Below are 22,503 nucleotides of genomic sequence, written 5' to 3'. Positions count from 1 at the left end.
GCTCAGCCCTCCGGACGGGCGGCGATGACGAAGACGACGGGCGGGATCATGCCCATCTCGGCGAGGTCGGACAGCCGGGCGATCAGGGCGCGGTCGAGCCGGATGTGCGCCGGCAGAATGATCGAGCCGGTGGCGTTGGCGCGCACGGCGGCGGCCAGGATGACGCCGGGGGCGAGGTCGGCGATGCGCGTCTCGACCCGCGCGCTGCGCCCGGCCGGCTCGCAGGGGTTGGGACCGGGGGGCGGCGACGGCAACGGGGCGGGGGCCGCCGGCTTGCGCACGCGCTCCGGCCCCCAGGGGTTGGGGATCTCGACCTTCTCGTAGATTTCGGCGGGCTTGAGGTCGAAGGGGATGGTCCAGGCGCGCTCCAGCCGGGCGAACAGGGTCTCCTTGGTGACCGGCTTCACGACATAGGCGTTGACGTCCAGCTCCATCGCGGCGCGCACCAGCTCCACGTCGGTGCGGCCGGTCAGCATGGCGATGGGCAGGTCGCGCGGCACCCGCCCCAGCCCGCTCCGGATGCTGCGCGCCACCTCCAGCCCGTTGCCCTCCGGCATCACGAAATCGAGCAGCGCCAGCGACACCGCCGGCGCCCGCGCGCCCAGCCGGTCGATGGCGTCGCGGCCGGAGACGGCCAGGGCCACCTCGCAGCCGAGCGTCGTCCGGATGAGGTTCGCGACGATGGAGCGCATGAAGGAATCATCGTCGGCCAGCAGAACCGTCGTCTGGCCCGTCTCTGTGATCGGCGGCATGGCGGTGCCCCTTCGGCCTGGATGTCACGATGGAACCAAGCAACTACGGCCAACAATCGCCCCCGCGCAACGGCGCGTTTCGGCCACTCCCGGGAGTTCCGGAGAATTTAAACTCCATTTTAATCAAGTGCCGCCCGGCTACAGCGCAAGGTCGGAGGTCAGCGTGTCGTCCAGCCCGAGCCACGCGCCGGCCAGCGGCCCGACCGTCAACGAGCCGTCCAACCGGCAATCGGCCAGCGCGGCGCGGAAGCCCTCGTGCAGGTCGGCCAACAGCTCCGCCGGCAGCCCGGACGCCGCCCGCAGCGTCACGTCCAGCCGGCGCGCGGCGACGGTCGCCATCAGTTGCACCGCGCCCAGACGCTCCGGCCGCGCCTGGAGCACCACGGTGAAGGCGTCGGCCAGACCGTCGTCGACGCTGGTGGCGCAGAGCAGCCCGGCCGCGCTGTCCTGCAGCGGCACCCGCAGCACCCGCCACATCCGCCCGTCGACCGGCTGGAAGCGCGGCGTCAGCGCGCGGTCGCACTCGTCGAGCAGCAGCCCGCCGTCCAGCCCGGCCAGCAGCGCCGCCGCCTCGTCCCCGAGCCAACCCCGGCACCCCTCCTCCGACACCGCCAGAAACAGCGCCAGCCCGGCCCCGAAGGTCGAATCGCAGCGAGGCAGGCAGCCGCGCGCCAAGGCCGCCTCGGCGGGATCGAGCGTTTCCAGAAGCTCCAGCAGCCGCATCGCCGATCCCGTGACGTCCGGTCCGCCGTCACCATCTTGGAGGGAGGAGCCCTGGACCGCGCGGAAGCGCTCGACCAACGCCGCGGGGGCGTGCGGAATCAAGGCGGAGAGATCGCCGGGCGTCATGGTCAGTAAACCACGGCGTCGGAATCGTCGGATTGCGGGATGACGATGTTGCCGTCGTCGGCCAGCGTCTTGGCCAAGGCGACGATCTCCGCCTGGGCGTCGTTGACGTCGCGCATGCGCAGCGGCCCCATGTTCTCGATCTCGTCCTGGAGGATCAGGCGGGCGCGCTCCGACAGCACCGACAGGAAATGGTCGCGCTGCTGGGCCTGCGCGCCCTTCAGCGCGATGGCGAGCTGGCCGGTGTCGCAGCGGCGGATCACCGTCTGCAACGACACGCGGTCGAGCCGCATCAGATCCTCGAAGGTGAACATCAGCTGCTTGATGCGGATGGTCGGCTCCGGCATCGCCGGTTCCAGCTCGGCGAAGATCTCGGTCAGGGTCTCGCGGTCGATGCGGTTGAAGATGTCGGCCATGCGCTCCAGCGAATCGTTGCCGTGGGTGCGGGCGTAATTCGCCATGAACTCGTTGTGCAGGATCGATTCGATGTCCAGCAGCACCTCGCGTTGCACCGATTCGATCTGGATCATGCGCTCGATCACCTCGGCGCGCACCGAGGGCGGCAGCAGGACCAGCACCTTCGCCGCGTGGTCGGCGCGCATCTTCGACAGGATGACGGCGGCCGTCTGCGGGTATTCCCCGGACAGATAGGCGGCCAACACCCCCTCGTTGACGTTCGACATCTTCTCCCACATCGTCCGGCCGGCGGGACCGCGGATCTCGCCCATGATCTCGGTGACGCGGTCGTTGGGCAGGAAGCGGTTCAGCATCCGCTCGGTGCTGTCGTAGGAGCCGACGACGGAGCCCGTGTTGGCGAAGCGCTCGGTGAAGACGCGCAGCAGCGATTCCACGAGATTCGAGGTGACGTTGCCCAGCGTGGCCATCGCCCGGCTGACGATGCGGATCTCGTCCTCGTCCAGCCGCTCCATCAGCCGCGAGCCGCGCTCCTCGCCCAGCGCCAGGAAGATGATGGCGCTTTTCTCGGCGCCGTTCAGGCTCTTGTAGTTCTCGCGGATCTTGATCGGCGTTCCCATGGCGGCACCTCAGAAGGAACAATCGGCGGAAGGGGGGGCGTCGCCGGCGGGCGGTACGGCGAGACGGCGGTCGTGGCGGAAGGCCACCGCCATCACCGCGCCCGCCACCAGCAGCAGCGGGTGAGGGATCAGCGGGCGCGGTTCGATGGCGGCCAGCAGCGTGGCGATGGAACCGTCGTTGGAAACGCCATCGGGGCCGCCAAGGGAGCCGTCGTCGGCCACCGCCACGCCACGGCGGCGCGCCAGGGCCAACAGGCTGTCGGCGAGGCTGGCCGGCAGGGGGAGAGGCGGCAGCGTTTCCATCGCCTCACCCCGCGCCGTAGGAACGGATCAGGCTGCCGGCGATCAGGAACCAGCCGTCGGTCAGCACGAAGAAGATGATCTTGAACGGCAGCGCGATCATCACCGGCGGCAGCATCATCATGCCCATCGCCATCAGGATCGCCGCCACCACCATGTCGATCACCAGGAAGGGCAGGAACAGCAGGAAGCCGATCTCGAAGGCGCGGCGCAGCTCCGACAGCAGGAAGGCCGGCATCAGCAGGCGCAGTTCCACCGTCTCGGCGGTGACCGGCTTGGCCGGCGCCTCCTTGGTCTCCTCGCCGGGCTTGGCGGGCCGGGCCGAGAAGGAGGCGAAGGCGGCGAGGTCGCGCTCGCGCACATGGGCGGTCATGAAGCCCCGAAAGGGCTCGATCATCCGTTCCAGCCCCTGCTCGTGGGTCACCTGCTCGTTCAGCAGCGGGCGCAACCCGTCCTGCCAGGCGCTGTCGATGGTCGGCCCCATGATGTGGAAGGTCAGGAACATGGCGAGGCTGATCAGCACCATGTTGGGCGGCGACTGCTGAAGCCCCAGCGCCGAGCGCAGCAGCGACAGCACCACGATGATCCGGGTGAAGCAGGTCACCATGATCAGCAGGCCGGGGGCGACGCTGAGCACCGTCAGCAGGACGATGCCCTGGATGATGCGCCCCGACAGCCCGCCGCCGTCGCCCAGCGACCCCAGCGCGTCGAGGCCGAGATCCAGCGGCGCCGCGACGGCCGGCCCGGCGAGCGCCAAGGCGGCCAGCAGGACGGCCGTCGCCAGGGTCACGGCCGGGATGGCGGCGCCTCGACGGGTCATGATCCGGTCTCCGGTCAATCGAGGTCGAGGTCGGTGCGGACGATCTCGGTCAGGGTGACGCCCAGGCGCTGGTCCTCGACGATGACCACCTCGCCGCGCGCCACGAGGCGGTGGTTGACCAGCACCTCCACCGGTTCGTCGACCTTGCGTTCCAGCTCCAGCACGGCGCCGCGCCCGAGCTTGAGCAGTTGCGCCACCAGCATGCTGGTGCGGCCGAGCACGACCTGGACGTCCACCGGGACGTTGTAGATCGCGTTCATCGGGCCGTCGTAGCCCTTCTCGGCGGATTTGGTGTCGTCGTCCAGGATGTCGAGGTTCAAGGGGGGCATGATGCGTTCTCGCCTCTGTCGGGAGAAATGGGATGGTCGGTGACGTGGGGTCGTTCAGGGGGGCCGATCATCGCCTCCCTCACCCCCCGGGGAGAGGGTCGGGGTGAGGGGGAGGCGCGGCGTGGATTCCAGGGATGGAAAGCAGACTTTCCGCCGGTCGAAAGGCGCCGGATCATCCGGTGACATCATGCGGTGCGTCCCCCTCACCCCAGCCCTCTCCCCGGGGGGGAGAGGGGGACGCAGCGGAAGGGGCGGCGGCAGGCCCGATCAGGGACAGCGCGCGGTCCGCCAGTTCGGCCACGGCGCGGTCCAGCGCCGCCGGGTCGCGGCGCAGGCCGCCGGACTCCCACGACGCGTCGAGCGCGCCCCGGTCCAGCGCGGCGTCGGGAACGACGTCGAGCCGGCCCTTGAAGACGGTCTCGCCGGCCAGCCGTTCGGCCAGCGGGCCGCTCACCTCGGGATGGACGCGCAATTGCAGGACCGGCGCGCCGCCGGCCGCGCGCAGGGCGTCCAGCGCCACCCGCTCGACCTCGGCGCGGGCGACGGTGTCCAGCAGGCGCGGACTCAGCCGGCGCACCAGCGCCACCAGCAGGGCGGCGCCCTGCGCCTCCAAACGCTCCAACTGCGCGGCGTGCGCGGCGTCCAGTTCGGCGAGGCGCCCAGCCAGCCGGTCCAGCGTGTCGGCAACTTCGGCCTCGATCCGCCGCCGGGCGAGCGCCTCGCCCTCGCACCGGCCCTGGAGCACCCCTTCTGCCAGCGCCGCGCCGCGCGCCTCGGCCAGCGCCTGGTGCAGCGCGCGGTCGGAGTGGCGCGGCTGGTCGAGCGGATCGGGCGCCTCCGCGACCACGACCGGCGCCGCGACCGGCGCGCCGAAGCTGTGGTCGAAGCGGTAGCGCGGGTAGGCCGCCGCCATCACGCCGCCTCCTCATAGAGCCAGGACCGAAGGATATCGATGGCCTCGTCCGGGTACTGGTCCACCATGTCGCCGAGCCGGCGGATTGAGGAGGCGCGGACGCGCCCCTCCACCGTGCGCAGCTCGATCAGCTGGTCCATCGCCTCCTCGATGCCGAGCGGCTGGGGCGTCGCCTCCAGGCCGGGCACGCCACCCTCGCCCTCGCTGCCCGCCGTCCCGCCGGACACCGCCCCCGCCGCGCCGCCCGCCGCCATGGCCGGGCCGGTCAGCTGCGGCATGGCGCCGCCAGCGGCGCCGGCCAGCGCGGGCGCCGCCTCGGCCACCACGGGCTCGGGCGCCGGGAAGACGCGGCGGATCAGCGGACGCAGGCCGACCAGGATCAGCAGGGCCGACAGCACCAGCAGGATCACCCACTGGATCAGCGTCATGACGTTGCGGCTGAGCGTCTCGGTGATCTCGTCGGACAGGTTGCGCGGCGCCAGATCGGGGGCCAGTTCGACGAACTCCAGATTGTCCACCGTCACCCGGTCGCCGCGCGCTTGGTCGAAGCCCATCGCCGAGCGCACCAATTCGCCCAGCCGCTGCAACTCCTCGGCGGCGCGCGGCTCGTACTGGCGGGTGCCGTCGGCGGCGGTCTTCCAGGTGCCGTTGACCAGAACGGCGACGCTGAGGCGGCGCACGTCGCCCGGCTCGATCACCGTTTCGCGGGCAACATTGGAGATCTCGTAGTTGACGGTCTCCTCCTGGCGCTTGTTGTCGTTCGACGACTGCTGGGTCTGCGCCTGGGCGCGCACGTCGCGCTGGGGAAGGTTCTGCTCGGCGGTGACTGGGGGGTCGCCGTTGCTGTCGCTGCTGCGCTCCTGCTCCTGCACCGTCTGGGTGGAGCGGACGACCTGACTGTTCGGGTCGAAGGTCTGGCTGCGCACCACCTCGCGCTTGGTCTCGACCTCGGCGGCGACCTGGACGCGGACGTTGCCGGCGCCGAGCCGCGCCACCAGCATCTGCTCGATGGCGCGCGCCACCCGAGTCTCGGCGGCGACGCGCAGCCCGTCCGAGCGGGCGGACGCCAGCCCCGGCCCGTCGTCCTCGCTCAGCAGCAGCTCGCCCGACGAGTCCATCACAGTGACGGCGCCGGGCTTCAGGTTGGGCACGGCGGCGGACACCAGATGGCGGATCGACAGCGCCTGTTTGCGCTCCATCCCGGCGCGGCCGCGCATGCGCACCACGATGGACGCGGTCGGCTTGGGCGCGCTGCGCGAGAACTCCTCGCGCTCGGGCAGCACGATGTGGACGCGCGCCGCCTCGACGCCGGACAGCGTCTCGATGGTGCGGCCAAGCTCCCCTTCCAGCGCGCGCAGGCGGTTCATCCGCTGCATGAAGCTGGTGATGCCGAGCGGCTTGTCGGTGTCGAACAGCTCGTAGCCGACGCCGCCGCGCGACGGCAGCCCCTGTTCGGCCAGCATCATGCGCAGGCGGGACGCCTCGGCCTGGGGCACCTCGATGGTGGTGCCGTCGAAGGCGGCGTTCACCGGCACGCCCATGGCCTCGACGGCCTTGACGATGCGGCCGGCTTCCGCCGGCTCCAGCCCGCTGTACAGGGCGGTCATGTGCGGCCGCGACAGCAGCATCGCCAGGACGGCCACCGCCAGGACGATGCCGACGCCGGTGCCGGCCAGCACCAGGAGGCGTCCACGGCCCAGCGACCGCAAAGTGTCGATCAGACTGTCCACGATGCCCGCACCTTTAAAGTTTCCGAAAATCGGGGGGCCTAGTCTTCGCCCTGCGCACCGGACCAAATTACCGGCGCGACTTTTAAGCGGAGTAAAAAACCGGAGAGCCGGAAAGAACAAAGTCTCTAAAACTCCAGAGATCGGCGGGACGACTAAAATTTTCGGCAATCTCAAGCGGGCAGGACCGATGAATACACGAACGGGAGCCGAGGCGGCGGGGATGGAAAGGCTGGGGCCGCTGGCCGGGTCGCGCCGCGTCTACGTCCTCGTCCTGCCGCTGGCCCGCCTGCTGCTGGGCGCCGTGGCGCTGGGCGCGGTCGTGGCGGCCGGGATCGGCGGCTATTGGCTGTCGGCCGGGACGGAGCGGCTGGAGCGGCTGTGGTCCCCGTCCATCCCCGCCCAGGAGTTGGCCCAGGGGGTGATCGACCTGCCGGAGATGATCGTCAACCTGCGCCCGAACAGCCCGTCGCGCTTCCTGAAGATCGGCCTCAGCCTCGCCGTGGCGCCGGCCGAGCGGGCGCGGGTGGACAAGGCCATGCCCCAGTTGGTCGACGCCCTCCAGGAGTTCCTGCGCAACCTCGACCAGGACGATCTGGAGGGGTCCGCCGGTCTCCACCGGCTGCGCACCGAAATCCGCCGGCGCTTCAACCTGATCGCCGCCCAACCCGACAGCAACCGGGACGCCGTCGCCGACGTCCTGCTGCGCAGCCTGCTCACGCAATAGCGCCCGCGATCGAACCCCAGAGGCACGGATGACGAACGCCCCCGCCGACCCTTTCCAGGGCGAGACCCACGGATCGAACCAGCCGTCCCCCGTCGCGGCCCCCATCGTGCCGCCGGACGGCATCAAGGACGACTGGTCCGACGCCGATTGGGAAACCGCGGCCGCTCCGGCAACCGCCCATTCCGATGCCGCCAAGGCGGCGCTGGCGGAGGCCGCCAAGGCGGCGCTGGCCGGCTTCTCGGGCGAGGCCAAGCTCCTCAACCAGGAGGAGATCGACCGGCTGCTGAACTTCGACGCGCCGTCGGGGGACGGGGCGGTGCTGAGCGCCATCGAGCGGCTGGTCAACTCGACGACGGTCAACAAGGACCGGCTGCCGATGCTCGACGTGGTGTTCGACCGCATGGTGCGGCTGCTGAACACCTCGCTGCGCCAGTTCGCCTCGACCAACGTGGAGGCGTCGCTGATGCGGATCGAGTGGCTGCGCTACACCGACTTCCAGGACACCATCGAACTGCCGGCCCTGATCGGCGTCGCGCGGGCCGAGCAGTGGGACAACCAGATGCTGGTGTCCATCGACAGCGCGCTGATCTACTGCATGATGGACGTGCTGCTGGGCGGCCGGCGGTCGCGGCCGGGGCGGATCGACGGGCGCGCCTACACCTCCATCGAGCGCAAGATGACCGAGCGCATGATGAAGGTGATCCTCCAGGATCTGGGACAGTCCTTCGACCCGCTGGCGCAGATCGACTTCGTCTTCGACCGGCTGGAGGTGAACCCGCAATTCGCCACCATCACGCGGGCGACCAACGCCGTCATCCGCGTCCGCATCGCCGTGGAGGTGGAGCGCCGCACCGGCCACATCGACATCGTCATCCCCTACTCCACGCTGGAGCCGGTGCGCGGAAAGCTGGTGCAGATGTTCATGGGCGAGAAGTTCGGCCACGACACGGTGTGGGAGAACCACCTGAAGAACGAGCTGATGCGCTCGAAGCTGGAACTGGTGGCGGTGCTGGCGGAGACCAAGGTCCCGCTGGGCGAGGTGCTGGCCTGGCAGAAGGGCCAGTCGCTGAAACTGCGCATCAACCCCGAGAACGCGGTGCTGGTGTTCAGCAAGACGATTCCGCTGTTCGCCGGCCACATGGGGCAGCGCAACGACAACATCGCGGTGAAGATCGACACCGAGCTCGACACCAAGCAGGAGCTGATCGATGGTCTCCTTTCTCATTGACGCGGCCCTGGCGGTGCTGCTGGTGACGGCGACGGTCTACCTCGTCCTCGTCAACAAGCGGCTCAAGCTGCTGCGCACCGGGCAGTCCGAAATCAACACGCTGGTGACCAGCTTCTCAAGGTCGATCGACGAGACCGACGCCTCGATGAAGCGTTTGGTCGCGTCCGCCACCGAGACCGCCAGCCGGCTGGCCGAGGATCTCGACCGCGCCAAGGGCGTGAGGGAGGACATGACGCTGATCCTGGGCTCCTGCGAGCGCACCGCGACGCGCATGGAGGAGTCGCTCCAGCACGCCCGCGCCCTGCTGCGCCGCCTGGACGAGGGGGCGATGCGTCCCGCCCGCCCGCGCCCGGCGGGGATCCCGATGGAGGAGCTGATGCCGGCCTCCGAACCCGCGCCCGCCGTCCGGCGCGCCGAGCCGGTGGAGACGCCGTCCGACGCGGCGACCGATGCGACGCAGGAAAGCGGGAGCGGGGAGTTCCGCCCGCTGGGGCTGCCGCAACGCGCGGGCGCGCCGGACACCGCCCCGGTTCCGCCGTCCAAACCAGCCCCCACACCCGCTGTGGCACCCACCGCCACCCCGGCCGAGCCGCCCCGGCCGATGGCGGTCGGCGCCTTCTACGCGCGGCTGCGCACCGTCGGGTCGGAGGGCTGACCCATGATCCCGCGCATTCTCCCGATCACCCTGGTCGCCGTGTTGATGGTGCTGCCCCTGAAGCTGGGCGCGCTGATGGACGGCTTCCCGGTGATCGCCCAGCAGTTCGACCGCGAGTTCGGCAAGCATGAACGCCCCTGGGCGACCGACCTCAAGAACGGCGCCCAGCCCGAACCCACGCCAACACCCGGTCCTCCACAAGGGCAAAGCATGGCGCAGGCCGAGCCGGCCCCGCCGCCGGTGTCGCTGGCCCCGCCCAACTGCACCGATCCCCTGCTGCGCGAGGCCATCGCCGAGCAGAAGACCGACACCACCAACCGCCAGCACCGGCTGCGCGAAGCCGAGGCCGTTCTGTCGGCGACCGAGGCCCGCGTCGGCACCCAGATCGACCGGCTGAACACGGTCAAGCGCGAGGTCGAGACGCTGATGGCCCAGCGCTCCACCCTCCAGCAGGAGGATCTGCGCCGCATGGTCGCCATCTACGAGGCGATGAAGCCGCGCGACGCCGCCCGCATCCTGAGCGATCTGGAGACCGACATCGTCGTCGACGTCCTCGACCGCATCGCCGAGCGGCGCACCGCCCCGATCCTGGCCGAGATGGCCGACGCCAAGGCGCGCGAGGTCACACGCCTCATCCTGCAACGCCGCGCCCTGCCCGGCGACCGCAAGACCGCCACCACAGCCGCCACCGCCGCCGTCGTGGCCCGCCCCACCCTGACGAACTGACCGCCATGACCGCCATGCCCGACCTCGTCAAGGCTCCGCCCCGCCCCGCCGCGCCCTCCTCCGCGACGGGCGGCGGCGCGTCCGCCAAGGATCCGCAGGAGGGCGGCTTCGCCGACCTGCTCGACGAAGCCGCCAACGAAACCGCGAACGAGGGGACATCCGGCCCCGGCGCGTCCAAGCCCCGTCCCAAGACCCCAAAGCCGGACGCCGCCAACGGCGCCGTCCCCGACACCGGCGAGCCGGCGATTCCCTGGCTGGCCGCGCCGATCCAGGCGGTCGCGCCGCCCGCTCCCGGTGGGGAGGCGGCGCTCGCTCCGACCGTGCCGGGGGCGGCCACGGACGCCGCCGGCCTGACGCCGGAAAGCCTCGGCGGCGCCCTTCCGCAAGCCGGGACGGAAACGACGTCCCCGCTGCCCGGTGGCGCAACGCCCGGCGCGGGCAAGATCGAGCAGGCCGCGCCGGGGACGGCCACGGCGTCCGCTGCGCCGCAAGCCAGCAATCTCGTCGGCGCTCCCGCCGACCCGCTTGCGGCGCAGGCGCCCCCCACGGACATGCCCGGCGGTGCGCCGCCCGCAACCGTCCCCTCCGGTCCGGTCCCGGCAACGGCCCCACCGAACGGCGCCTCGACGCTCGCGCCCCCGGCCACCGAAGCGGCGGAAGCCGTCGTGAACCCCACCGGCGAACCCCGCCGCGCGGGACGGAACGGCGGACCTGGCGCCAAGGACGCCGGTCGCCAGGTCCAAGACGGTGGCAAGGACGGCGGCAAGGCCGATCCCACCGCCGCCATCGCGCGGGCCATCGCCGAGCAGGCCGCAAACAGCAGCCGGACAGCCGCCATCAACGGCGATCCGGTTCCCGGCCTTGCCCCCGCCTCGTCCGGCGGATCGTCCGGCACACCCGCACCGGGTGGCTTCGACACGCTGCTCGCCCTGCCGGGACAGGCGGCCACCCATTACGCGGCCGCCGCCTCCTCGGGCCGCGCGGCCGCGACGCACGCCCCGGCGATGGCCCAGTTGTCGGCACCGCTGGTCCGGGTCGCCGAGGCCGGCGGCGGCGAGTTCCACATCGACCTCGCTCCGGCGGAGCTTGGCCGCATCCACGTCGTCGCCGACGTCAGCGACGGCCACGTCACGCTCGCGGTGCAGGCCGAGAACGCCGACACGCTGGCGTTGCTGCGCCGCGACCTGCAACAGCTCGAAAAAGCGCTGGGCGACGCCGGCCTGAAGCTGGACAACGCCACCCTGAACTTCTCGCTGCAGGGCGACGGCCAGTCGCGCGGCTTCGCCGCTCCCGACCAGGGCGGCGGCGGGTCGCGCAACGCGTGGCGCGGCGCGGCGGGGCTCACCGTCGCGGACGCACCGATCGATCACGCACCGCGCCCAATCGACGGGCTGGTCGACGTCACCATCTGAACCAAGGGATCGCCTCCATGACCACCACCCCCAGCGCGGCGGCCCTGACCGGCGCCACGGCCAAGACCGCCACCGACGAGACAAAGAAGGCCACCGTCGATTATGAATCCTTCCTGAAGCTGCTGACGGCGCAACTGCGCAACCAGGATCCGCTGGCGCCGATGGACGCCACCCAGTTCATGACTCAGCTCGCCCAACTGTCGACGGTCGAGCAATCGATGAAGACCAACGACACGCTGACCGAGGTGCTCGACACGCTGAAGAGCAGCGGGATGCGCATGGACATGGCCTTCCTCGGCCGCAAGGTGGAGGCGACGACCACCAGCCTGCCGCTCGCCGGCGGCAAGGCGGAAAGCGCCTACACCGTCAGCGGCACCCCCGCCAGCGTCAAGGTCGAGGTGCTGAACGCCGCCGGCGCCGTCGTCCACAGCGCCGCCGGCTCGCTCCAGTCCGGGCGCCAGAGCTTCGCCTGGAACGGCCGGACGGCCAGCGGCGCGACGATGCCGGACGGGCTATACACCCTGCGGATCACGGCGAAGGACAAGGACGGCAAGGCGCTGGAGACCGCCAGCGTGATCGCCGACACGGTGACCGAGGTGCGCACCGTCGACGGCGCCACACAGTTCGTCCTGAAGGGCGGCGCCACGGTCGGCGCCGGCGCCATCCTGTCGGCATCCTGAGGACGGCGCCCTGAGAGCGGTGTCGTGAGGCTCGCGTCCGCGCGCCCTTCCGGATAAGACTCCGGCCCTCGGACGGCGCCGAAGCGAGGGACAGGGCATGCGGGCGATCTTCTGCGAAGACTTCGGCGAACCGGCGGCGGCGCTGGTCCTGCGCGACCGGCCCGATCCGGTCTGCGGGCCGGGCGAGCTGCTGGTCCGCGCCGCCGCCCGCACCGTCAACCCGTCCGACCTGCTGACTGTGCGCGGCACCTACGCCCGCGCCACCGCCCTGCCCTTCATCCCCGGCTTCGAGGCGGTCGGCCGCGTCGTCGCCGTGGGGGATGGGGTGTCCGCCGATTGGCTCGGCCGCCGGGTCCTGCCGCTGCGCGGCACCGGCACCTGGGCGGAGCTGGTGGCCGCCCCCGCCGCCTGGGCGGTGCCGGTGCCGGACGCCATCCCGGACGAAGCGGCGACCCAGTGCTACATCAACCCGCTGACCATCCATCGGCTGCTGACCGTCGAACTTCCGCTGTCCCCCGGCGACGTGGTGATCGTCAACGCCGCCGGATCGGCCTGCGGGCGCATCGCCGCGCAGACCGCCCGCGCGCTGGGGCTGCGCATGGTCGCGGCGGTGCGCAACGCCCTCCACACCGACGACCTGCTGTCGCTGGGCGCCACCGCCGTGGTGGACACGGCGCGCGACGACCTCGCCACCACGGTCGCCGCCCTGACGAACGGACGGGGCGTCGCCGCCGCGCTCGACGCCATCGGCGGCACGGAGGGGATGGCGCTGGGGGATTTGGTGGCGCCGGGCGGGACGCTGGTCTCCTACGGGCTGCTGTCGGGCTCGCTGCTGCCGACCGATCTGCCCGCCGCCAAGGCGCGCGGCGTGCGGGTGCTGGGCTTCTGGCTGAAGCGCTGGGTCGATTCCTGCACGGCGGAGGACTGGCACGCCACCTTCGCCGCCCTGATGGCGCGGGTGGAGAGCGGCGCCCTCGCCCTGCCCGCCGCCCGCGTCTTCGACCTGTCCGACCTCGCCGCCGCCCTGCGCGCCGCCGAGGAGCCGGGCCGCCGGGGCAAGGTCGTGCTGGCGGGGTGACGGCAAAGCGGCTAAGACCTTTCGCAGCCGCAACAGAAGCGTCACGCGACACTCCGCCCAGGCCGCCAATATGATTGAGTTCTGCTCCGTCACCCACGCCTACGGCGACCGCGCCGTGCTGAGCGACCTGTCCTTCCGCCTGACCGAGCGGCGCGTCGCCATCCTCGGCGGCAACGGATCGGGCAAGAGCACGCTGGCCCGGCTCCTGAACGGGCTGCTGGTGCCGACCGGGGGCAGCGTGACGGTGGACGGGCTCGACACCCGAACCGACGGGCGCGCGGTGCGCCGCAAGGTCGGCTTCGTGTTCCAGAACCCCGACGTGCAGATCGTCCTGCCGACCGTGGAGGAGGACGTCGCCTTCGGCCTGAAGGCCCGCAAGATCCCCAAGGAGGAGATCGCCCGGCGGGTGACGGCGGCGCTCGACCGCCACGGCCTCGCCCGTTACCGCCACCAGCCGGCCCACCAGATGAGCGGCGGCGAGAAGCAGTTGCTCGCCATCGCCGGGGTGCTGGTGCTGGAGCCGGACCACGTCGTGTTCGACGAGCCGACGACCCTGCTCGACCTGCGCAACCGCCGCCGGGTGATCGAGACCATCCGCGCCTTGCCGCAGAAGGCCGTCGTCGTCACCCACGACCTCGACATGGTGATGGATTTCGACCGGGTGCTGGTGCTGGAGGACGGGCGGGTCGTCGCCGACGCGCCCCCCGCCGTCGCGGTGCCGGCCTATGTGGAGCGGCTGTCCTGATGCTGGGGCTGTACCTGCACCGGGATTCGGCGGTCCACCGCTGGCCGGCGGGGGTGAAGATGGGCGGGCTGCTGGCCGTGACGGCCGGGGTGATGACCCTGCCGGGCGCCTGGGGAGCCGCCCTCGCCGGCGCGCTGGGACTGGGGCTGCTCGCCGCCGCGCGGCTGCCGGTGGGGAGGGTGCTGCGCGAGTTGCGGGCGCCGGTGGTCCTGCTGACCCTGCTGTTCGGGTTCCAGGCGCTGCTCGCCGGAACCGGCTGGGCGGAGGCCGCTGTCGCGGTCGCGCGCTTCGCCGCGCTGGTCCTGCTGGCGACGCTGGTCACCCTGACCACGCGGGTCGCCGACATGATCGACCTGTTCGAGCGGGTGTTCGGCCTGCTCCGCCCGCTGGGCGTCAACCCGGCCAAGCTGGCGCTGATGCTGGCGCTGACCATCCGCTTCATCCCGCTGCTGGCCGAGCAGGTCCGCGAGGTCCGCATGGCCCAGCGGGCGCGCGGCGTCGAGCGGAGCATAGCCGCCCTGTTCGTTCCGCTGCTGGTCAAGATTTTCACCATGGCCGATGATCTCGCCGCCGCGCTGGAGGCGCGGGGCTACGACCCCGCCGACAACGGCCGATAACCGCCAGAAGGAAGCGCCCGCCCATGCTGAGCACCCGCGATCTCGTTCTCTGCGCCCTGTTCGCCGCCCTGCTGGCCGGTCTGGGCATGGCCCCGCCCATCCCGCTGGGCTTCCTGCCGGTGCCGATCACCGCCCAGAGCCTAGGCGTCATGCTGGCCGGCGCGCTGCTGGGCGCCAAGCGCGGCGGGCTGGCGGTGCTGCTCTTCGTGCTGCTGGTCGCCGCCGGGCTGCCGCTGCTGGCCGGCGGGCGCGGCGGGGTCGGCGTGCTGATGGGGCCGACCGGCGGCTTCGTGCTGGCCTTCCCGGTCGGCGCCTTCGTCACCGGCCTGCTCGCCGAGCGCTTCGCCACCGGCGCCAACCCGCTCCGGCTGTTCGGGACTTGCGTGGTCGGCGGGGTCGCGGTGGTCTACGCGGGCGGCATCCCCTGGCTGTCGCTGGTCGCCGGCCTGCCGCTGGAGAAGGCGGCGCTGGGCTCCCTGGCCTTCGTGCCGGGCGATCTGGTCAAGGCGGGCGTCGCCGCCGTGGCCGCCGCCGCCGTGCGCCGCGCCGGGGTGCTGCCGGCGGTCCACGCCTGATGCGGTCATGAGCCTCTGCCAGCCCTTCCTCGACGCCGCCTCCCGCCGCCCCTCCCACCCCGCCCTGGTCCTCGGCGGGCTCCTCGACGGCGCGCCGATCACCTACGGCGTGTTGCGGGAGATGGCGCTGCGCGCGGGCGCCGGGGTGGCCGCCCTGGCGACGGACGGGGAGCCGCCGCGCGTCGCTCTGCGGCTGGGCAACGGGCCGGAGTTCCTGGCGCTGTTCCTCGGCACCGTCGCGGCGGGCGGCGTGGTGGCGCTGCTCGATCCGAAATGGAGCGAGGGGCAGTCCGAAGCGTCGCTCGACACGTTGCGCCCGGCCCTGCGGCTGACCGACAAGACGGCGGTCGGCTGGATCGCGGCACAGCCGGCGGGCTGGATCCCGCCGCCGGTCGATCCGGCGACACCCTTCCTGATCGGCTTCACCTCCGGCACGACCGGGCGTCCGAAGGCTTTCATCCGCGACCAGGGATCCTGGCTGGCGACGCTGGAGGCGAGCCGCGTGGAGTTCGGCATCGGGCCGGCGGACGTGGTCCTGGTGCCGGGGCCGCTGGTGCACGGGCTGGGGCTGTACGGTGCGTTCGAGGGGCTGTCGGCCGGGGCCACGGTCCATGTCCAGCCGAAGTTCGACGCCGCCGACGCCGCGCGGCGGCTGGCCGGGGCGGGGGTAACGACGTTGGTCGTCGTGCCCACCATGCTGGTCGGCATCCTCGACGCGGCGGAACGGCACGCCTTGCGCTTCCCGGGCTTGCGCCGTGTCGTCTGCTCGGGCGCGAAGCTGGCGCCGGCCGTGCATGAGCGACTGACCGCGCTGTGTCCGGAGGCGGCGGTGCTGGAATATTACGGAGCGTCGGAACTGAGCTTCGTCAGTCTGCGCGCCTCGCGCGAGGGCGCCCCCGCCGACAGCGTCGGGCGGCCCTTCCATGGGGTGGAGCTGGAACTGCGCGACGACGAAGGCCGACCGGCCGCGGCGGGATCGCCCGGAACCGTCTGGGTGCGCAGCCGCATGTTGAGCGGCGGCTATGTCGAGGCCACGGACGGCGCCGGCTACCGCGAGCGGGACGGCTGGGGCACGGTCGGGGATTACGGCTGGATCGACGCGGAAGGGTGGCTGCGGCTGGTCGGGCGCGCCGGCGACATGCTGATCTCCGGCGGGCTGAACGTCTACCCGGCGGAGGTCGAGGCGACCCTGCGCGCCTGCCCGGCGGTGGCCGAGGCGGTAGTCTTCGGCCTGCCCGATCCCTATTGGGGCGACGCGGTGTCGGCGGTGGTCTGGTGGCGGGGCGGGAAACGCGCCTCGGCGGCGGAGCTGCGGGAGTGGTGCCACGGGCGGCTGGAGGGCTACAAGGCGCCCCGTCGGATCTTCACGGCGGACGCCATGCCCCTGACCGGAAGCGGCAAGATCGCCCGCGCCGATCTGCGCGACCGCGCGCGGGCCGGCGGATTGGAGGAACTGGCGTGAGCGGTCCTCTTCCCCCCAGGAGAGGAAGGAACCGCGCATGACCACGCGCGCGATCATCGTCGCGGCGCGGCGGACGCCGGTGGGACGGATCGGCGGCGCCCTGCGCGACCTGCCCGTCGAGGCGCTCGCGGCGCCGGTCATCCGCGCCGTGCTGGCCGATGCCGGGATCGACCCGGCCGAGGTGGACGACGTGCTGCTCGGCAACGCGGTCGGGCCGGGAGGCAACGTCGCGCGGCTGTCGGCGCTGGCCGCCGGGCTGCCGGTCGGCGTGCCGGGCGTCACCGTGGACCGGCAATGCGGCTCCGGGCTGGAGGCGATCAACCTCGCCGCCCGGCTGGTCCAGGCCGGGGCCGGCGAGGTCTTCCTCGCGGGCGGGGTGGAGAGCACCAGCACCGCCCCCTGGCGCGTCGCCAAGCCGTCCAGCCTGTACCGCACCCCCGCCTTCTACGACCGCGCCCGCTTCGCGCCGGACACCGTCGGCAATCCCTCCATGGGCGAGGCGGCGGAGAACGTCGCCGCCGCCTTCGGCATCGCGCGCGACCGACAGGACCGCTACGCGCTGGAGAGCCACCGCAAGGCGGTCGCGGCGCAAGCCTCTGGCCGCTTCACCCGCGAGATCGTGCCGCTCGCCCTGCCCGACGGGACCGTCGTCGACAAGGACGAATGCCCGCGCGCCGACACCAGCCTGGACAGGCTCGCGCGCCTGCGCCCCGTCTTTCGCGAGAGCGGCACGGTCACCGCCGGCAACGCCTGCCCGGTCAACGACGGGGCGGCGGTGGTCGCCGTCGTCTCGGAGCGGAAATTCCGCGCGCTCGGCTTGACCCGAGGGCTGGCGGTGGTGGACAGCCAAGCCGCCGGGGTCGATCCCAAGCTGCTCGGCACCGGCCCGATCCCGGCGGTGCGCAAGCTGCTGGCCCGCCACCCCGGCCTCGGCGTCGCGGACATCGACTTCGTGGAGTTCAACGAGGCCTTCGCGAGCCAAGTGCTCGCCAGCCTCGACGCGCTGGGGATCGACGAGGCGCGGGTCTGCCCCAGCGGCGGCGCGCTGGCGCTCGGCCACCCCTACGGCGCTTCGGGGGCGATCCTGATGACGCGGTTGTTTTCCGACATCCTCTTTGCAAACGACGGCACGCCACCCCGGCGCGGGCTTGCGACGCTGGGCATCGGCGGCGGGCTGGGGTTGGCGACTCTCGTGGAGCCTGTTTTCTTGGAGCCTGTTCGATGACCGTGGCGCCTTCCTCCGGCGACGTTTTCCGCTCGGCCTTCCGGCACCGGGCCTTCGCCCTGTTCTGGTTCGCGCGGGTTTGCTCCATGCTGGCGCTCCAGATGCAGGTCGTGGCGGTGGGCTGGCAGGTCTACGACCTGACTGGAAACCCGCTCGACCTCGGGCTGGTCGGGCTGTTCCAGTTCCTGCCCACTTTGGCCCTGGCGCTAGTCGCCGGCCATGTGGTGGACAGCCACGACCGCAAGGGCGTGCTGCTGGGCGCCCTGTCGGTGGAACTGGTCGCCATCGCCGCCCTGCTGACGATGACACTGGCCGGAGCGCTCGCGCCACTGGCGATCTTCTGCATCGTCGCGCTGATCGGCGCCGCCAAATCCTTCGAGGGACCGGCCAACCAAGCGATCCTGTCGGCGACGGTGCCGGTCGAGGATCTGCCCAACGCCGTCGCCTGGCATTCGTCGGGCGTGCAGGTGGCGCTGATCTCCGGCCCGGCGCTGGGCGGGCTGCTCTACATCGCCGGGCCGGCGGCGGTCTACGGGGCCAGCACGGTGATGATGCTGCTTTCGGTGACGCTGATCCTCGCCATGCGGCCGCGCCCGGTGACGATGACCAAGCGGGCGATGAGCCTGACCAACATGCTGGCCGGCGCCGCCTTCATCCGCAGCCGGCCGGAAATCCTGGGCGCCATCTCGCTCGACCTCTTCGCGGTGCTGTTGGGTGGGGCGACGGCGCTGCTGCCGATCTACGCCCGCGACGTGCTGCACGTCGGCCCCTGGGGGCTGGGGCTGCTGCGCAGCGCCCCGGCGCTGGGGGCGCTGATCACGGCGGTCTGCATCACCCGCTGGGGGGTGCGGCGCCACGCCGGGCGCTGGATGCTGATCGCGGTCGCCGGGTTCGGCGCGGCCACCATCGCCTTCGGGCTGTCGGCCGACCCGGTTCTGTCCTTCGCCGCCCTCTTCGCGGTGGGGGCCACCGATCAGATCAGCGTCTTCGTCCGCCAGACCCTGGTGCAGCTCTCCACCCCGGACGACATGCGCGGGCGGGTCGGCGCCGTGGCCTCGCTGTTCATCGGCGCCTCGAACCAGCTGGGCGAGTTCGAATCCGGGGCGCTGGCCGCCGCGCTCGGCGTCGTCCCGGCGGTGGTGCTGGGCGGCGTCGGGGCGGTCGGGCTGGCGGCGGCCTGGGCGTGGCGCTTCCCGGCCCTGCGGCGGATCGACCGGCTGTCGTCCCTGCGCTGAGCCGGCCTGCGCTGAGTTGGCGCCCTCGCTAACCCGGCCGCCGGCCCTCCAGGTTCTTGCGGATTATGGCGACGATGATCAGCACGAAGGCGAGCAGGCGGATCAGGTAGATCCAGCCCTGCTCCTCGCGCTGGAAGCCGCCCAGCGCGACCAGCGCCTGGTTGAGGGCGAGCAGTCCGAAGGCCAGCGCGAAATGGACGAACAGCGCGTCGCGCGTCCGCCGCCAGAAGCGCAGGAAGAACACCCCGGCGATGACGTACAGCGCCGCGAGCGCCCCGGTGATGAAGCCGTAGCCCGTTCCTGACATCAGTCGGCATCCCAGATGAAGCCGTACAACAGCACCCCGATCGCGGCGAGCGCCGTGAGCTGGCGGAACGGCAGCAGGTCGACCTGCGTCGGCAGGACGACCACGTCGACGAACAGCAGCAGGTTGTTGATCGCCAAGCCCACGAAGCACAGCGTGCTCCACAGCAACAGGCGCGAGCGCGAGCGCCACCAGCTGCGCGCCAGCAGCACCATGCACAGCAGGCTCGCGGCGAAGCACAGCAGGTAGACGGCCGACTTCACGAAATCCATCGCAGACGCCGTCCCATCAGTCGTTTTTCCGGAAGCGGAAGGAATCCGCGAAGATCTGCACCTTGTTGCCGGGCGCCCCGAGGATCTCCCGGACGATGGCCGAGGGGCGCTGGGCGTAGGCCTGCTCGATCTCCCCTACCCACTGGTCGAGCACCGCCAGCGCCGGGCGGTAGCGGTAGGAACCGTCCGGCTCCGCCGCGACCAGGGCAGCGGCGAGGAAGCCGTCCAGCGCCTCCTGCACGACGGTCTCGCTGCCGCGCAGCTCGCGGATCAGGGCGTCGCGGCTCCAGGACCGTCCGGGCTCCCGGCGCAGCAGCATCAGGAGTTCCAACGCCCAGACCGAGCGGATCGAAGTGCGAAGAAGCGACAGCGCATCGTCGGACAACACCATGTACACAGAACCTGACTGTTTGCTTGCCGGCACCCTGGTGGGGCGCGTCCCCATCCCTCGAAAAAACCTGGCGGCCCGTCATTTCCACACTCTTTCCATTACTCCCGCGTTCAACCATGGGCGCTGACGTGGCCCTTCTCTCCACGCGGGGAGAGGGGCTTTGAATCAGCGTCCATGCGCGTTCAGTCGGGTTCTCCGGAACGGGAAGGACGGGCGTTCTCGCCACCGTCCTCCGGTGGGGGGATGACGGACAGGTCGAGGACCCGGCGCAGGGCGCGGGCGAGGTCGGCGTCGCGGTAGGGCTTTGCCAGCGTCTCGGCGGTGCCGAGATCGGCGTCCGGCTCGACGGTGGACCCGTTGGCGTAGCCGGACGCGAACAGCACGCGCAGGCCGGGGTGGCGGCGCAAGCCCTCGCGCGCCAGCTCGCGGCCGTTCATGCCGCCGGGCATCACGATGTCGGTGAACAGCAGGTCGACCGCCCCGCCGTCCAGAACGGCCAGCGCCGAGGCGCCGCCGTCGGCCTCCAGCACGCGGTAGCCGAAGGCCGTCACCGCCTGCACCGCCACCGCGCGCACGTCGGAATCGTCGTCCACCACCAGCACGGTCTCGCCCCGGCCGGCGGCCTGCTCCGGCGCGTCGGCGTCGGAATCGCCGACCGCCCGCCCGGTCTCGACCGCGCGCGGCAGGTAAAGGCGGAAGGTGGTGCCGGCGCCGGGCGTGCTGTCGATGCCGATCAGCCCGCCCGACTGCTTCACGAAACCATGGATCATGCTGAGGCCGAGGCCGGTGCCCTTGCCGGTCTCCTTGGTCGTGAAGAAGGGTTCGAAGGCGCGCTCCAGCACCTCCGGGGGCATGCCGCAACCGCTGTCCGACACCGCCAGCAGGACGTAATCCCCGGCGGGGATGCTCATGCCATGGGCGGTGGTGGCCTCGGAAAAGCGGGTGTTGGCGGTGTGGATGCGCAGATGCCCGCCGTCCGGCATGGCGTCGCGCGCGTTGATGACGAGGTTGAGCAACGCCGATTCCGCCTGGGAGCGGTCCACCGTGGCGGTCCACAGCGGCTCGGCCGGGGCCTCGATGACGATCTCGATGTCGCGGCCCAGCGTGCGCTCCATCAACTCGGCCATGCCGCCGGCCAGCGCGTCGAGATCGACCGGCTCGGGGTGGAGCTGCTGGCGCCGCGCGAAGGTCAGCAGCCGGCGCGTCATGTCGGAGCAGCGCAGCGCCGCCTGCAACGCCATCTCGGCGCGGCGCGCGGTCTTGGCGTCGTCGGCCAGCGCCGGGGCCAGCCGCTCCAGGCTGCCGATCACCACCATCAGCATGTTGTTGAAGTCGTGAGCGATGCCGCCGGTCAATTGGCCGACCATCTCCATCTTCTGGGAATGGGCGAGCTGCTGCTGGGCCTGCCGCGTCTCGGTCACGTCGAGGATGGTGCCGGACAGCTCGCACGGCGCCCCGGTCTCGTCGCGCACCACCACGGTCTGGTCGAGCAGATGGCGTTCCGTCCCGTCCGGGCAGATCCAGCGGTATTCCAGAGTGGACAGCCCGGCGTCCCGGATTCCCGCCAGTTGCGCCAGCACGCGCGACCGGTCGTCGGGGTGCAGCCGTTCCTCCCAGAAGGCGGAGTTTCCGATGAAGCAACCGGCCGGATGGCCCAGCACCGCCTCCACATTGTCGGAGACGTAGCGGAAGGGCAGACCCGGCGTCAGGTCGGCGGTGTAGAGCACGATGGGAAGCTGGCGCAGCACCAGGGCCTGCCGCTCCTCCGACCGGCGGAGCGCCTGCTCGGCGTGCAGCTTCTCGCGGCGGACCCGCTCGTTCTCGTCGAGCAGGCGTTGCCGGGCCTCGGATTCGCGGCGGATCTCCTCGGTCTTGCGGTAGAGGTCGACGAAGACCGAGACCTTGGACTTCAGGACGTGCGGATCGACCGGCTTGAACATGTAGTCCACGGCGCCCGTCGCGTAGCCGCGAAAGATGTGGACCTCGTCCTTGTTGATGGCGGTCAGGAAGATGATCGGGATGTGGCGCGACTTCTCGCGCTTGCGGATCATCTCGGCCGTCTCGTAGCCGTCCATGCCGGGCATGTGGACATCCAGCAGGATCAGCGCGAAGTCCTGGCGCAGCAGGTGCTTCAGCGCCTCCTCGCCCGATTTGGCGAGCACGAGCTGGGCGCCCAGGTCCTCCAGCGTCTCGCGCACGGCGAACAGGTTCCGGGAATCGTCGTCCACGATCAGGATGGCGACGTCGGTCTTGCGGGCGTCCGGCTGCGGGGCGTCCGTCATCACCCGGCCCTCCCCCCCGGCGCTCGCGCCGCGCGCGACGACGGGCGGCGCCGGCTCCAGGGACGCCAGACCCTGGCGGGGAAAGGTGAAGGGCGACACCCCTCCCTTCCCGCGCCGCGAACCGCCCCACGCGCCGCCCCGCGTGGCCGGAACCCGCGCAACGTGCAG

The 22,503-nt window shown here is 71.7% G+C and carries 25 protein-coding genes; 13 read left to right on the top strand and 12 right to left on the bottom strand.

Annotated elements, in window-relative coordinates; all coding sequences use genetic code 11:
- Window positions 1-2 precede the first annotated feature (2 nt).
- From EJ913_RS22505 to fliF, 8 genes are all read right to left on the bottom strand, one after another.
- Window positions 3-752, bottom strand: coding sequence for a response regulator (locus EJ913_RS22505; protein ID WP_127002082.1), 750 nt, complete (start codon window positions 750-752; stop codon window positions 3-5).
- Window positions 753-890: 138 nt separating this feature from the next.
- Complete coding sequence (locus EJ913_RS22500) at window positions 891-1,601, bottom strand: hypothetical protein (RefSeq protein WP_244939458.1); 711 nt, start codon at window positions 1,599-1,601, stop codon at window positions 891-893.
- A gap of 2 nt (window positions 1,602-1,603) precedes the next feature.
- Window positions 1,604-2,632, bottom strand: coding sequence for a flagellar motor switch protein FliG (locus tag EJ913_RS22495; RefSeq protein ID WP_127002080.1), 1,029 nt, complete (start codon window positions 2,630-2,632; stop codon window positions 1,604-1,606).
- A gap of 9 nt (window positions 2,633-2,641) precedes the next feature.
- Window positions 2,642-2,935 carry a hypothetical protein gene (locus EJ913_RS22490; protein WP_127002072.1) on the bottom strand — a complete coding sequence of 98 codons (294 nt, stop codon included), beginning with the start codon at window positions 2,933-2,935 and terminating at the stop codon, window positions 2,642-2,644.
- 4 nt (window positions 2,936-2,939) lie between these two features.
- Window positions 2,940-3,752: a flagellar type III secretion system pore protein FliP gene (gene fliP, locus EJ913_RS22485; RefSeq protein WP_127002070.1), complete on the bottom strand. Its 813-nt coding sequence runs from the start codon at window positions 3,750-3,752 to the stop codon at window positions 2,940-2,942.
- 14 nt (window positions 3,753-3,766) lie between these two features.
- A complete protein-coding gene (gene fliN / locus EJ913_RS22480; protein WP_127002068.1) occupies window positions 3,767-4,081 on the bottom strand; it encodes a flagellar motor switch protein FliN in 315 nt (104 codons plus the stop codon).
- A 172-nt stretch (window positions 4,082-4,253) separates the two neighbouring features.
- Window positions 4,254-4,994 (bottom strand): FliH/SctL family protein, encoded by a 741-nt coding sequence (locus EJ913_RS22475; protein WP_185909894.1) that lies wholly within the window; start codon window positions 4,992-4,994, stop codon window positions 4,254-4,256.
- A complete protein-coding gene (gene fliF, locus EJ913_RS22470) occupies window positions 4,994-6,724 on the bottom strand; it encodes a flagellar basal-body MS-ring/collar protein FliF (protein ID WP_127002066.1) in 1,731 nt (576 codons plus the stop codon). Before fliF ends, EJ913_RS22475 begins: the two co-directional genes overlap by 1 nt.
- Before the next feature lie 187 nt (window positions 6,725-6,911).
- Between fliF and EJ913_RS22465 the strand changes: the two genes are divergently transcribed.
- The 13 genes from EJ913_RS22465 (at window position 6,912) to EJ913_RS22405 (ending at window position 19,086) form a co-directional block, all read left to right on the top strand.
- On the top strand, window positions 6,912-7,448 hold the full coding sequence (locus EJ913_RS22465) for a flagellar basal body-associated FliL family protein (RefSeq protein WP_127002064.1): 537 nt from the start codon (window positions 6,912-6,914) through the stop codon (window positions 7,446-7,448).
- A 28-nt stretch (window positions 7,449-7,476) separates the two neighbouring features.
- Entirely contained in the window at window positions 7,477-8,676 is a 1,200-nt protein-coding gene (gene fliM / locus EJ913_RS22460) for a flagellar motor switch protein FliM (RefSeq protein ID WP_244939457.1), read from the top strand.
- On the top strand, window positions 8,657-9,331 hold the full coding sequence (locus tag EJ913_RS22455; protein ID WP_127002062.1) for a DUF6468 domain-containing protein: 675 nt from the start codon (window positions 8,657-8,659) through the stop codon (window positions 9,329-9,331). The genes fliM and EJ913_RS22455 overlap by 20 nt, the downstream gene beginning before the upstream one ends.
- A gap of 3 nt (window positions 9,332-9,334) precedes the next feature.
- Window positions 9,335-10,057, top strand: a complete 723-nt coding sequence (locus EJ913_RS22450; protein WP_127002060.1) for a MotE family protein — start codon at window positions 9,335-9,337, stop codon at window positions 10,055-10,057.
- 5 nt (window positions 10,058-10,062) lie between these two features.
- Window positions 10,063-11,469 (top strand): flagellar hook-length control protein FliK, encoded by a 1,407-nt coding sequence (locus EJ913_RS22445; RefSeq protein ID WP_127002058.1) that lies wholly within the window; start codon window positions 10,063-10,065, stop codon window positions 11,467-11,469.
- A 17-nt stretch (window positions 11,470-11,486) separates the two neighbouring features.
- Entirely contained in the window at window positions 11,487-12,149 is a 663-nt protein-coding gene (locus EJ913_RS22440; protein ID WP_127002057.1) for a flagellar hook assembly protein FlgD, read from the top strand.
- Between the two features lie 97 nt (window positions 12,150-12,246).
- A complete protein-coding gene (locus EJ913_RS22435; protein WP_127002055.1) occupies window positions 12,247-13,227 on the top strand; it encodes a zinc-dependent alcohol dehydrogenase family protein in 981 nt (326 codons plus the stop codon).
- Window positions 13,228-13,297: 70 nt separating this feature from the next.
- The gene (locus tag EJ913_RS22430; protein ID WP_127002053.1) at window positions 13,298-13,972 is read left to right on the top strand and encodes an energy-coupling factor ABC transporter ATP-binding protein; all 675 of its coding nucleotides are present in this window, start codon (window positions 13,298-13,300) and stop codon (window positions 13,970-13,972) included.
- Complete coding sequence (locus EJ913_RS22425; RefSeq protein WP_127002051.1) at window positions 13,972-14,589, top strand: energy-coupling factor transporter transmembrane component T family protein; 618 nt, start codon at window positions 13,972-13,974, stop codon at window positions 14,587-14,589. The genes EJ913_RS22430 and EJ913_RS22425 overlap by 1 nt, the downstream gene beginning before the upstream one ends.
- 23 nt (window positions 14,590-14,612) lie before the next feature.
- Window positions 14,613-15,164: a biotin transporter BioY gene (locus tag EJ913_RS22420; protein WP_127002049.1), complete on the top strand. Its 552-nt coding sequence runs from the start codon at window positions 14,613-14,615 to the stop codon at window positions 15,162-15,164.
- Window positions 15,165-15,171: 7 nt separating this feature from the next.
- A complete protein-coding gene (locus EJ913_RS22415) occupies window positions 15,172-16,626 on the top strand; it encodes a class I adenylate-forming enzyme family protein (RefSeq protein ID WP_127002047.1) in 1,455 nt (484 codons plus the stop codon).
- Between the two features lie 37 nt (window positions 16,627-16,663).
- Window positions 16,664-17,851 carry a thiolase family protein gene (locus tag EJ913_RS22410; protein ID WP_127002045.1) on the top strand — a complete coding sequence of 396 codons (1,188 nt, stop codon included), beginning with the start codon at window positions 16,664-16,666 and terminating at the stop codon, window positions 17,849-17,851.
- Complete coding sequence (locus EJ913_RS22405) at window positions 17,848-19,086, top strand: MFS transporter (protein WP_127002044.1); 1,239 nt, start codon at window positions 17,848-17,850, stop codon at window positions 19,084-19,086. Before EJ913_RS22410 ends, EJ913_RS22405 begins: the two co-directional genes overlap by 4 nt.
- 28 nt (window positions 19,087-19,114) lie before the next feature.
- Here EJ913_RS22405 and EJ913_RS22400 read toward each other — a convergent pair whose 3' ends face one another.
- From EJ913_RS22400 to EJ913_RS22385, 4 genes are all read right to left on the bottom strand, one after another.
- Window positions 19,115-19,393: a DUF5985 family protein gene (locus EJ913_RS22400; RefSeq protein WP_127002042.1), complete on the bottom strand. Its 279-nt coding sequence runs from the start codon at window positions 19,391-19,393 to the stop codon at window positions 19,115-19,117.
- A complete protein-coding gene (locus EJ913_RS22395) occupies window positions 19,393-19,662 on the bottom strand; it encodes a DUF5985 family protein (RefSeq protein ID WP_185909893.1) in 270 nt (89 codons plus the stop codon). Before EJ913_RS22395 ends, EJ913_RS22400 begins: the two co-directional genes overlap by 1 nt.
- A gap of 16 nt (window positions 19,663-19,678) precedes the next feature.
- The gene (locus EJ913_RS22390; protein ID WP_127002040.1) at window positions 19,679-20,053 is read right to left on the bottom strand and encodes a hypothetical protein; all 375 of its coding nucleotides are present in this window, start codon (window positions 20,051-20,053) and stop codon (window positions 19,679-19,681) included.
- Between the two features lie 182 nt (window positions 20,054-20,235).
- On the bottom strand, window positions 20,236-22,434 hold the full coding sequence (locus tag EJ913_RS22385; protein ID WP_244939456.1) for a PAS domain-containing hybrid sensor histidine kinase/response regulator: 2,199 nt from the start codon (window positions 22,432-22,434) through the stop codon (window positions 20,236-20,238).
- Between the last annotated feature and the right edge of the window lie 69 nt (window positions 22,435-22,503).

It is taken from the genome of Azospirillum doebereinerae, from assembly GCF_003989665.1.
Taxonomy (GTDB): domain Bacteria; phylum Pseudomonadota; class Alphaproteobacteria; order Azospirillales; family Azospirillaceae; genus Azospirillum; species Azospirillum doebereinerae.
Note: the sequence above shows the minus strand (reverse complement) of the source record. Positions and strands in the feature narration are given on the sequence as shown.

What these genes read in the sequence shown, in the direction of transcription:
- EJ913_RS22505 (WP_127002082.1), bottom strand. Translation starts at nt 752, where the DNA reads ATGCCGCCGATCACAGAGACGGGCCAGACGACGGTTCTGCTGGCCGAC.
- EJ913_RS22500 (WP_244939458.1), bottom strand. Translation starts at nt 1,601, where the DNA reads ATGACGCCCGGCGATCTCTCCGCCTTGATTCCGCACGCCCCCGCGGCG.
- EJ913_RS22495 (WP_127002080.1), bottom strand. Translation starts at nt 2,632, where the DNA reads ATGGGAACGCCGATCAAGATCCGCGAGAACTACAAGAGCCTGAACGGC.
- EJ913_RS22490 (WP_127002072.1), bottom strand. Translation starts at nt 2,935, where the DNA reads ATGGAAACGCTGCCGCCTCTCCCCCTGCCGGCCAGCCTCGCCGACAGC.
- fliP (WP_127002070.1), bottom strand. Translation starts at nt 3,752, where the DNA reads ATGACCCGTCGAGGCGCCGCCATCCCGGCCGTGACCCTGGCGACGGCC.
- fliN (WP_127002068.1), bottom strand. Translation starts at nt 4,081, where the DNA reads ATGCCCCCCTTGAACCTCGACATCCTGGACGACGACACCAAATCCGCC.
- EJ913_RS22475 (WP_185909894.1), bottom strand. Translation starts at nt 4,994, where the DNA reads ATGGCGGCGGCCTACCCGCGCTACCGCTTCGACCACAGCTTCGGCGCG.
- EJ913_RS22465 (WP_127002064.1), top strand. Translation starts at nt 6,912, where the DNA reads ATGAATACACGAACGGGAGCCGAGGCGGCGGGGATGGAAAGGCTGGGG.
- fliM (WP_244939457.1), top strand. Translation starts at nt 7,477, where the DNA reads ATGACGAACGCCCCCGCCGACCCTTTCCAGGGCGAGACCCACGGATCG.
- EJ913_RS22455 (WP_127002062.1), top strand. Translation starts at nt 8,657, where the DNA reads ATGGTCTCCTTTCTCATTGACGCGGCCCTGGCGGTGCTGCTGGTGACG.
- EJ913_RS22450 (WP_127002060.1), top strand. Translation starts at nt 9,335, where the DNA reads ATGATCCCGCGCATTCTCCCGATCACCCTGGTCGCCGTGTTGATGGTG.
- EJ913_RS22445 (WP_127002058.1), top strand. Translation starts at nt 10,063, where the DNA reads ATGACCGCCATGCCCGACCTCGTCAAGGCTCCGCCCCGCCCCGCCGCG.
- EJ913_RS22440 (WP_127002057.1), top strand. Translation starts at nt 11,487, where the DNA reads ATGACCACCACCCCCAGCGCGGCGGCCCTGACCGGCGCCACGGCCAAG.
- EJ913_RS22435 (WP_127002055.1), top strand. Translation starts at nt 12,247, where the DNA reads ATGCGGGCGATCTTCTGCGAAGACTTCGGCGAACCGGCGGCGGCGCTG.
- EJ913_RS22430 (WP_127002053.1), top strand. Translation starts at nt 13,298, where the DNA reads ATGATTGAGTTCTGCTCCGTCACCCACGCCTACGGCGACCGCGCCGTG.
- EJ913_RS22425 (WP_127002051.1), top strand. Translation starts at nt 13,972, where the DNA reads ATGCTGGGGCTGTACCTGCACCGGGATTCGGCGGTCCACCGCTGGCCG.
- EJ913_RS22420 (WP_127002049.1), top strand. Translation starts at nt 14,613, where the DNA reads ATGCTGAGCACCCGCGATCTCGTTCTCTGCGCCCTGTTCGCCGCCCTG.
- EJ913_RS22415 (WP_127002047.1), top strand. Translation starts at nt 15,172, where the DNA reads ATGAGCCTCTGCCAGCCCTTCCTCGACGCCGCCTCCCGCCGCCCCTCC.
- EJ913_RS22410 (WP_127002045.1), top strand. Translation starts at nt 16,664, where the DNA reads ATGACCACGCGCGCGATCATCGTCGCGGCGCGGCGGACGCCGGTGGGA.
- EJ913_RS22405 (WP_127002044.1), top strand. Translation starts at nt 17,848, where the DNA reads ATGACCGTGGCGCCTTCCTCCGGCGACGTTTTCCGCTCGGCCTTCCGG.
- EJ913_RS22400 (WP_127002042.1), bottom strand. Translation starts at nt 19,393, where the DNA reads ATGTCAGGAACGGGCTACGGCTTCATCACCGGGGCGCTCGCGGCGCTG.
- EJ913_RS22395 (WP_185909893.1), bottom strand. Translation starts at nt 19,662, where the DNA reads ATGGATTTCGTGAAGTCGGCCGTCTACCTGCTGTGCTTCGCCGCGAGC.
- EJ913_RS22390 (WP_127002040.1), bottom strand. Translation starts at nt 20,053, where the DNA reads ATGGTGTTGTCCGACGATGCGCTGTCGCTTCTTCGCACTTCGATCCGC.